Source organism: Niveispirillum sp. (assembly GCF_017996735.1).
In the GTDB taxonomy this organism is placed as follows: Bacteria; Pseudomonadota; Alphaproteobacteria; order Azospirillales; family Azospirillaceae; genus Niveispirillum.
In genome coordinates, this window is the sequence record NZ_JAGOGJ010000202.1 from 1 (window position 1) to 8134 (window position 8134).

Annotated in this window: 11 protein-coding genes and 1 pseudogene; 5 read left to right on the forward strand and 7 right to left on the reverse strand. The window is 64.6% G+C overall.

Annotated elements, in window-relative coordinates; genetic code table 11:
* Positions 1–551: pseudogene (locus KBA48_RS31110) on the reverse strand (hypothetical protein); the annotation flags it as partial.
* A gap of 333 nt (positions 552–884) precedes the next feature.
* On the opposite strand from KBA48_RS31110, the gene KBA48_RS31115 reads away from it, so the two are divergent.
* On the forward strand, positions 885–1595 hold the full coding sequence (locus KBA48_RS31115) for a sulfur transferase domain-containing protein (RefSeq protein WP_292912570.1): 711 nt from the start codon (positions 885–887) through the stop codon (positions 1593–1595).
* Between the two features lie 15 nt (positions 1596–1610).
* Here KBA48_RS31115 and KBA48_RS31120 read toward each other — a convergent pair whose 3' ends face one another.
* The 4 genes from KBA48_RS31120 to KBA48_RS31135 form a co-directional block, all read right to left on the reverse strand.
* A complete protein-coding gene (locus KBA48_RS31120; RefSeq protein ID WP_292912571.1) occupies positions 1611–2186 on the reverse strand; it encodes a universal stress protein in 576 nt (191 codons plus the stop codon).
* A gap of 59 nt (positions 2187–2245) precedes the next feature.
* A complete protein-coding gene (locus KBA48_RS31125; protein WP_292912572.1) occupies positions 2246–2680 on the reverse strand; it encodes a CBS domain-containing protein in 435 nt (144 codons plus the stop codon).
* An 80-nt stretch (positions 2681–2760) separates the two neighbouring features.
* A complete protein-coding gene (locus KBA48_RS31130; protein ID WP_292912573.1) occupies positions 2761–4032 on the reverse strand; it encodes a DUF6596 domain-containing protein in 1272 nt (423 codons plus the stop codon).
* Positions 4033–4036: 4 nt separating this feature from the next.
* Positions 4037–4390 carry a YciI family protein gene (locus tag KBA48_RS31135; RefSeq protein ID WP_292912574.1) on the reverse strand — a complete coding sequence of 118 codons (354 nt, stop codon included), beginning with the start codon at positions 4388–4390 and terminating at the stop codon, positions 4037–4039.
* Between the two features lie 143 nt (positions 4391–4533).
* Between KBA48_RS31135 and KBA48_RS31140 the strand changes: the two genes are divergently transcribed.
* Positions 4534–4707, forward strand: a complete 174-nt coding sequence (locus KBA48_RS31140) for a hypothetical protein (RefSeq protein ID WP_292912575.1) — start codon at positions 4534–4536, stop codon at positions 4705–4707.
* Positions 4708–4743: 36 nt separating this feature from the next.
* Here the strand turns inward: KBA48_RS31140 and KBA48_RS31145 are convergent, their stop codons facing one another.
* Entirely contained in the window at positions 4744–4947 is a 204-nt protein-coding gene (locus KBA48_RS31145) for a hypothetical protein (protein ID WP_292912576.1), read from the reverse strand.
* Between the two features lie 109 nt (positions 4948–5056).
* Here KBA48_RS31145 and KBA48_RS31150 point away from each other — a divergent pair, with 109 nt between their 5' ends.
* The 3 genes from KBA48_RS31150 to KBA48_RS31160 all read left to right on the forward strand — a co-directional run bounded on the left by KBA48_RS31150 (position 5057) and on the right by KBA48_RS31160 (position 7835).
* A complete protein-coding gene (locus tag KBA48_RS31150) occupies positions 5057–6790 on the forward strand; it encodes a monovalent cation:proton antiporter-2 (CPA2) family protein (protein ID WP_292912577.1) in 1734 nt (577 codons plus the stop codon).
* 172 nt (positions 6791–6962) lie between these two features.
* On the forward strand, positions 6963–7304 hold the full coding sequence (locus KBA48_RS31155; protein WP_292912578.1) for an acyl carrier protein: 342 nt from the start codon (positions 6963–6965) through the stop codon (positions 7302–7304).
* A gap of 105 nt (positions 7305–7409) precedes the next feature.
* Entirely contained in the window at positions 7410–7835 is a 426-nt protein-coding gene (locus KBA48_RS31160) for a DUF1489 domain-containing protein (RefSeq protein ID WP_292912579.1), read from the forward strand.
* 52 nt (positions 7836–7887) lie between these two features.
* On the opposite strand, the gene KBA48_RS31165 is transcribed toward KBA48_RS31160, so the two are convergent.
* Positions 7888–8134 (reverse strand): hypothetical protein (locus KBA48_RS31165; protein WP_292912580.1); only part of this gene is annotated, 247 nt, incomplete at its 5' end.

Below are 8134 nucleotides of genomic sequence, written 5' to 3' on the forward strand. Positions count from 1 at the left end.
CGGTTGATCTTGCCGTCGATGGAGACTTTCAGGGCTGCCCGCTGACCGGTGGGCATCTGTGCGCCGGGGATGCCCAGCACCATCTGCACCCGCTTGGCCGGGTTGCGCAGGAAGATCAGGTGCAGGTTGTTGTCGAACTCGACCGAGGCGCCGCACATCTTGAAGCTGCCATCGGAGAAGACCTGCGGTCCCACCTGCCACTCACCCTTGGGGGCGCCAGGCTTGGCCGGCTTGGGCGGGGCAACCGGTGCCGCAGCGGCCGGGCGGGGCTGGCCGCCCTGTGCGGCGGCACCCACGGTTCCGGCGGCAGGGGCCGGTGCGGCCTGTGGGGCCGGCTGACCGATGGTGCCCGCGGCGGGACCACCGCCGATCGTGCCGGCAGCCGGGCCACCGGACTGCTGTGGCTTCTGCACCGCGCCGGGCAGGATAAGGCCGCTGCCGGATGCCGGCTGCTGGTCACTGGATTGGGCTGAAACGCCGCCCGTCAGACACAGAACAGCGGCGCCGGCAAGCAGCACATGCCGCAGAACGCGCGGCGCGGAAAAAGACAAGCTGGGAACCACGGGAAACAACCCCTCTGCACATTGGGCGGTCGGACCCTAGGCTTGTTCCCCGCGCGTGGCAAGGGGGCACGTGAAGGGGAAAAGCACCAGCAATCGCGCGGCTGATCAGCGTTTGAACGTCGCTCAGACCGTTCAGGCGATCGGTGCCAAAAATTCCGCGCCGGCGACCTGCGGTGACGCGCCGGCAGCGACGTCAAATAAACATAACCGAAGGGCCATGTTTTTACACTCGCGCCGCTTCGGGACCCTGTCGTATGTATTGTTCGTTGGTCGGTGTAGCGCCTAAATGGCTACTCCTTCCGGCGGGGCGAAGGAACTGGCATGCAGTACGAAGAAACGCGCTTGCGGCATGCGGTGGTCGGGGTGCCCGAATGGGCCCAGTCCGATTGCTGGCGGGTATTGACACGCCGATACGCCGACACGCTGTTCAATGACCATGCGTTCATCCGCATGGCCTATCGCAATTTCCATTGCATCGGACCGGACATGTACCGGTCCAGCCAGCCGACGCCGGGCCAGATCGATGATCTTGCCCGGATGGGCATCCGGACCATCATCAATCTGAGGGGGCGCCGCCCCACCTGTGGTTCCTATTTCTTTGAAGTGAGGGCCTGTGCCCGTCTGGGCATTGAATTGGTCGATTTTCCGGTCCGGTCGCGTGATGTCCCGCGCAAGGAAGACCTGTTCGCCGCCCGCGAACTGTTTCGCCGCCTGGAAGGTCCCACGGTGATGCATTGCAAGGCCGGCGCCGACCGTGTCGGTTTGATGAGCGTCCTGTACCAGTTCGTGGGGCTTGGCCTGCCCCTGGAACAGGCGATGGAGCAATTGTCCTGGAAATACGGGCATCTGCGCCAGTCGAAGACGGGCATCCTCGACCATTTCTTCGAGAGCTTCCTGGCCACTGGCGGGCGCAGCGTCGATGAATTCTATCAATGGGTCGCGACCATGTACGACCCCGCCGCCATGAAGGCCGGGTTTCTGTCGCGCCGGTGGGCGAATGTCGTGACCGACCGGCTGCTCCAGCGGGAATAATCTTCCGCCGGTATTTCAGGCCAGCCGGTCGATCTGCCGGTCGGTCAGGTTGCCGGGAACGATGACCAACGGAATATCCAGGGATCCGGCCAGTTCACCCGCCAGCCAGGAGATCAGCCGGCCACGCCGCGCCAGTGCGGGGGCCGCGCCAACCACCAGCGCGTGAATGTCACCATCCTCGCGGATAGCCTCCAGGATTTCCGCGCCGATGGCACCGCGCCGGAAGTTCAGTTCCGGCATCAGCCCGGTCAACGCCCAGACTTCACCCGCCATATCCTGCAACAGGCATTCCGCCTCTTCCCGCTGTTCGGCTTCCATCGTGTCGGCCACACGCATCCATCCCTGGCAGTCCACGGGCTCGCAGACATGCAACAGGGCCAGCAGGCCGCCCGTATTCCGGGCCCGAAGCGCGGCGAATCGCAAGGCAGCCCGGCTTTGCGGGCTGCCATCCACGCAGACCAGGAACTTGAACCGCTCCCCCGCCTCTTCCCCGGCCACGCTATGGTGAAGCCGGTCCGGCGGGGCGGGCGGCGTGGTCGCGACCGGTTCTTCCCGGCGGGACCATAGCCCGCCATTCATGGACATGAACATCGACGATCTCCTGTCATGCGGGGCAGGGGACGCGAATTCGTGGGCGTAACCGGACGGGGTCAGACCCGCCCGGCCACATAGTCGCGCAAGCTTTCCACCTCGTGGGTGTATTCGGCCAGCCGGAACTTCACCACGTCGCCGATCGAGATGACGCCCACCAGGATGCCGTTCTCCACCACGGGCATGTGGCGGAACCGGCCTTCCGTCATGCGGCTCATCACGGTGGCGACGGTGTCCGTCGGCGCGCAGGAGACGACCTTGGCCGTCATCAGGGCGGAGACGGGCTTGTCAAGGACACTGGCCCCATGCAGGGCCAATCCCCTGACAATGTCACGTTCCGAGAGGATGCCGGCGATGCCGCCCGCATCATTCAGCACCAGGATGGCGCCGATCCGGTTGGCGTGCAGGACGTGGGCAATGGCGGCGACATTTTCATCCGGGCGCGTGGTGATAATGGTGGCGCCCTTGTTCTTCAGGATGGCAGACACATGCATGAGCGGTCCTCCCCTTCCTTTTCCTGGGGCGGTGGCCCCGGTGAAATAAGGGAACGCGATGTTGCGCCGCACGCGCAAGCCTATTCCGACAACCTGTCCAGGCGGAGAAGCAACATTCGCCGATCGGGCTGGTTCATCCCTATCCGTTCGGCCTGGTCCAGAGCGTGGCGGAGCTGTTCGGCGGCCAGGGTTCTGTCCCCAAGGCGTTCCAGGAAGGCCGCCTTGGTCACCGTAAAAAGCGGATAGCGGGCGATCAGCCCGTCACCTTCCAGCGGGGTCAACGCGGCCAGCCCCGCCGCCGGTCCATCCCGTTCGGCAATGGCCACGGCCCGGTTCAACAATGTCACCGGCCCCGGGCACAGATGCACCAGCCGGTCGTAAAGCTGCACGATATAGGGCCGGTCCGTGGCGGCCCAGGCCGGCGCCATGGCATGGGCGGCGGCAATCGCCGCCTCCAGATGCCAGCGCGTTTCCGCCGGACCGCTCATGCTGGCCCTTAGATGACGAAAGCCGGCGGCGATCAGTCCCTTGTGCCAAAGGGAGCGGTCCTGGTCGGCCAGCAATACGGGCAGCCCGTCGGCATCCTGCCGCGCCGGCAGGCGGGCGGCGGTCAGGCAGGTCAGTGCAGCCATGGCTTCCGCCTCCGGCCGGCCCGTGACCGGATGATCCGCCAGTTGGCGGGCCAGATGCAGCGCATCGCAGACAAGGTCACCCTGGATCAGGTCCTCGCCATCGCTGCTCCCCACCCCTTCGTTGAACATCAGATAGAGTGTGCCCAGAACTGCCTCCAGCCGTTCCGGCAAGGCGTCTCCGGCCGGAATGGCGAAGGGCACTTTCATGTCGACCAACCTGGCCTTGGCGCGGGTAATGCGTTGCCCAATGGTGGGTTCCGGCAAAAGAAAGGCGCGCGCGATCTGACCTGTGCCCAGGCCGCAGACCGACCGCAGGGTGAGGGCGACCCGGCTTTCCAGGGGCAGGACGGGGTGGCAGCAGGCAAAAATCAGACCCAGCTTCTCATCCGCCAGCTCGGCGGCGAACCGTGGATCATTCATGCCTGCACGCTCATCGGCCAGGCTTTCGGCCAGATCCGCCGGGGTGACCGGTGCGCTGAAGCGGCGTCGGCGCAGGCCGTCCACCGCCTCGTTACGCGCCGCCCGCCACAACCATCCGGCGGGATTGTCCGGGATGCCGGATCGGGGCCAGACATGCAGGGCCTTGGTCAGGGCCGACTGCACGATCTCCTCCGCCTCGTCCAGCTTTCCCGGACCCAGCAACCGGGCCAGCCGGGCGGTCAGGTGGCCGGCTTGTGTCCGGAACAGACCCGCGACCAGGGTACCGGCCGTTTCCTCCATGATCCTATCCGCACATCTCGTCGACCTGCCGGATTTCGATCAGGCCGTAGCGTATATGCGGGCAGTCCGCGACCAGCGTTTCCGCCTCGGCGTAATCCGTGGCTTCGACGATGAAAAACCCGCCGATGACTTCCTTGGCCTCCGCATAGGGGCCATCGGTGGCAAGCAATGTTCCGGATTTTGCGGTGACATGGCGGCCGCCTTCATCCCGCAACTTTTCGCCCCCGGCCATCTTCCCGGCCTCGCCCAGCCGTTGGCCCCAGGACTGATATTCGGCGACAATGGCCTGCATTTCATCGGGTGACAGACTGGCGAAGGTGGCGGGATCTTCCCGCAGGATCAGGACAAACTTGGCCATCGGATACTCCCCTCATGGATCGGGGCGGCGCCCATCGCCGCTCCCGTTCCCCTGACGGTCGAGCTTTGGCTGTTTCGACAGGATTGTCGAAAAATTTCTCACACCCCGCTATCTATTGGGTTCGGCGTGGGGATGAGGCGGTGATGAAGCTTGAAGATCGTATGGCCGTGAAGCTGCTGGCGCTTGCGTCGGTGCAGTTGGGCAAGGCCGTGAACGAGACGCTGTGTACCGAGCCGGACCGGCGTCTGGTCAAGGGTCTGCTGGCCGACGTGAAAGAGATGCTGTCGGATTTCGAGCAGCAATATTTTCAGGAATAGGACGGCGGGGACTTGCCCCCACCGTCCCCTGTTCGTTCAGGTCCGGCCCACCTGCGCCTTGCGCTTCATATGGTCGGTGGGACGGGCTGCCCGCCATTCCTTCTCCCGCAGATCGGCGGCACCTTCTTCATTTGTATGGGACTGACGGGCCGCCGGGTGCTGCATCGGACCCGGTTGTGTTTTCGCCTGCCGCCATTCGCTTTCGGCCAGACGGGGGGATGTGTGGTTCGGCATCGGCATGATCGCCTCCTTTCCGGAAAAGCGGGTTTCCGCTGGTTCCACTCTCGGCAAATCAACAATCCCCTGCTACCCATGTTCCCGATGGTTTTCCGGCAGGGGAGGGACGGTGGTGGAAGGAACGGATATCGCAGGCCATGCGGGCCACGGCTTTTCCATGGTGGAAGAGACGTTGATGTTCCTGTCCGTCGCCGTCACCTGCATCCTACTCCTTCATCGTCTGCGAATCAGCCCTGTTCTTGGCTATCTCGCCGGCGGCCTGATCCTGGGCCCCTCGGGCTTCGGTGTCGTGACGCTGGAGGAGGATGTGCGCGCGGTGGCGGAACTGGGCGTGGTCTTCCTGCTGTTCCTGATCGGTCTGGAACTGTCGGGCGAGCGTCTGCGGGCCTTGCGCCGCTGGGTCTTCGGGCTTGGCGTGGCGCAGTTTCTGGTCACGGGTGCGCTGCTGGCCATTGTGGGCGTGTTGCTGGGCATCGATGCGCCGGTCGCGGCGCTGCTGGGCGGTGGTCTGGCGTTGTCCTCCACGGCCGTGGTGGTGCAGTTGCTGATCGAACGCGGTCAGGTGGCATCGCCGACGGGCCGCGTCACCTTTGCCGTGCTGCTGTTGCAGGATCTGGCCGTGGTGCCGCTGCTGCTGCTGGCCACCAGCCTGTCGGGACCGCCGGGACAGTCGGTGCCCCTGGCGCTGGCGCTGGCCGTGGGCAAGGCGCTGCTGGCCGTGGTTCTGATCCTGCTGCTGGGGCGCTTCACTTTGGGGCCGCTGCTGCGGGCGGTGGCGGCAACGCGCAGCACCGAACTGTTCACGGCCACGGCGCTGCTGATCGTGCTGGGCACGGGCTGGGCCACGGGGCTGGGGGGGCTGTCGGCTGCCTTGGGGGCCTTTCTTGCGGGGCTGGTCCTGGCGGGTACCGAGTTCCGGCACCAGGCCGAGTCGGATATGCAGCCCTTCAAGGGACTGCTGCTGGGCCTGTTTTTCCTCTCCGTGGGCCTGGGCATCGATGTCGCCGCCATTGCCGACCGGGCGCAATGGATCATCCTGGGGGTGGTGGGGCTGATCGCCTTGAAGGCCCTGGTCGCCGGCCTTCTGGCCCGGGCCTTCGGGGCGCCGCGTGATGTGGCCATCCGCTCGGGCCTGCTGCTGGGGGAGGCGGGGGAATTCGCCTTCGTGATCCTGGCCACGGCCGTTTCGGGCCGGCTGATCGATAATGCGCTGGGCCAGACCCTGGCGGCGACGGTGGGTCTGTCCATCGCGGTGACGCCTTTCCTGCCCGCCCTGGCCGACCGGCTGGTATCCCGGTTCGCGCCGCCGCCGGCACCCTCGGCACTGGGCGGCGGGGAGGAGGGGGAACCGCATAATCACGTCATCATCTGCGGGTTCGGCCGCGTGGGCCAGACGGTTGCGGCCCTGATGGCGCGGCAGCAGGTGCCCTTTGTCGGCATCGACATGAATGCCGATCTGGTGCGCCAGCATGCGATGAAGGGCCTGCATCTCCTCTACGGCGACAGTGCCCGGCACGAAACCCTGAAGCGGCTGGGTGCCGACCACGCGGTGGCCGCCATCATCACCCTGGATGATCCGCAGGCGGCCGCCCGCACTGTTGCCGCCTTTCGCGACCATTGGCCAAGCCTGCGCCTGTTCGCGCGGGCCCGCGACCGGGCCCATGCGGCCCTCCTGCTGGCCCAGGGGGTGGAGGCGGTGGTGCCCGAAACCTTCGAAAGCAGTCTGGTCCTGGCGCGCGGCGCGCTCGAATCCCTGGGCGTGCCGTCGGCGGCTGTCGATGAACTGGTGACGCTGTATCGCGAGACAGACCATGGTATGACGAAGGCCAGCGACGGCCAGACCTGATCATACGGTCTGTGTGGATATCACATCGGCGTTGCGCGGACCGCAGCGCCTATCCTTCCGCGTGACAAAAAAAGATTAACGCTCCAGGCGGATAGTGCGATGGTTCGCCCGGACGCGCGGTGCCCCCGAAAGGGGTAGCCCGGTTCGGCCATACATAGACGGGAGCGGGATCGTGAGCCGGTCCATTGAAGGCGTATCGAACTGGATGCATATGTTCCGCTGGATCGTGAAGCTGATCCGCGATGAATATGGTGTCGATGAGAAGATACTGACCCGCACCGCCATGCTGGAGACCGATTGCGGTCTCGGCATTGAACAGGTGGAAGAGGTTCTGGAGATCATCGCCGAGAGTTTCCAGGTGCGCTTCCCCTCGGGCACGCTCGACGAAGTCCTGAAGCTGGAGGAATTGTGCATGCTGGCGGCCTGGCTGCGCGGCCTGTTCAAGAAGCCGGAATTCATCTCTGCGAATTTCGAAGGGCGGTGCCGCTCTTCCAACCCGCTTGCCGGGGCCTGATCCCCGGTCCATATCAGACGCCCGTGACCATGATCGTTTCAAATGCCCCCATTTGAAGCGTGAAGCGCACGACCAAGCTGATTAATCATCCGGGCATATGCCGACATGACCATTCATCTTCTGCGTCTGGCTGTGGGGGCTGAAAGCCTCCAGTCCATGCGCGACTGGCGCCGCGACCACCAGATCACCTGGCAAGGGCGTGCCGTCGTTCCCACCTATACAAAGCGGGCCCCGACCCGGGCGGCCGAGCTGCTGGATGGTGGCTGTATCTACTGGGTGGTGAAAGGCTTTGTGCAGTGCCGTCAGCGCTTCGTGGGATTTGATATGGTGCGCGATGTCGACGGTACGGAATATTGCCGTATGCTGATGGACCCGGAACTGACCGAAACCGTATCGATGCCCAAGCGCCCGTTCCAGGGCTGGCGCTATCTGAAGCCGGAAGACGCACCGGCCGATCTCGGGGCAGGGCAGGGGGGCGACGCCCTGCCGGAACATCTGCTGGCCGAATTGCGGGCCCTGGGGCTGGCCTGAAGAAAAATGCGGCGGGTGCGAAAATAGTTGTTGCACCGCCCAGTCACCGGGTCTATACCCCGGCTCCCGCTTGGGACGGTGGCTCTGCCGCTGAAACAAACGGGCAGAGGATAAGGGTTTCGGCCAGTATCCACGGTTCTTTGGTCAGTAAAATGGCCAGACAAGTTAACAATAAGTTGATCATCGATGTGCTGATGATTGTTAAGCGGTCTTTTAAGGATTGCTGGATGATTATCGGTCTGGTTGATTGCTTTTGGATGGTTTTTTGGGGCTGGTAGCGGCGCTGAAAAAAAGCTGAA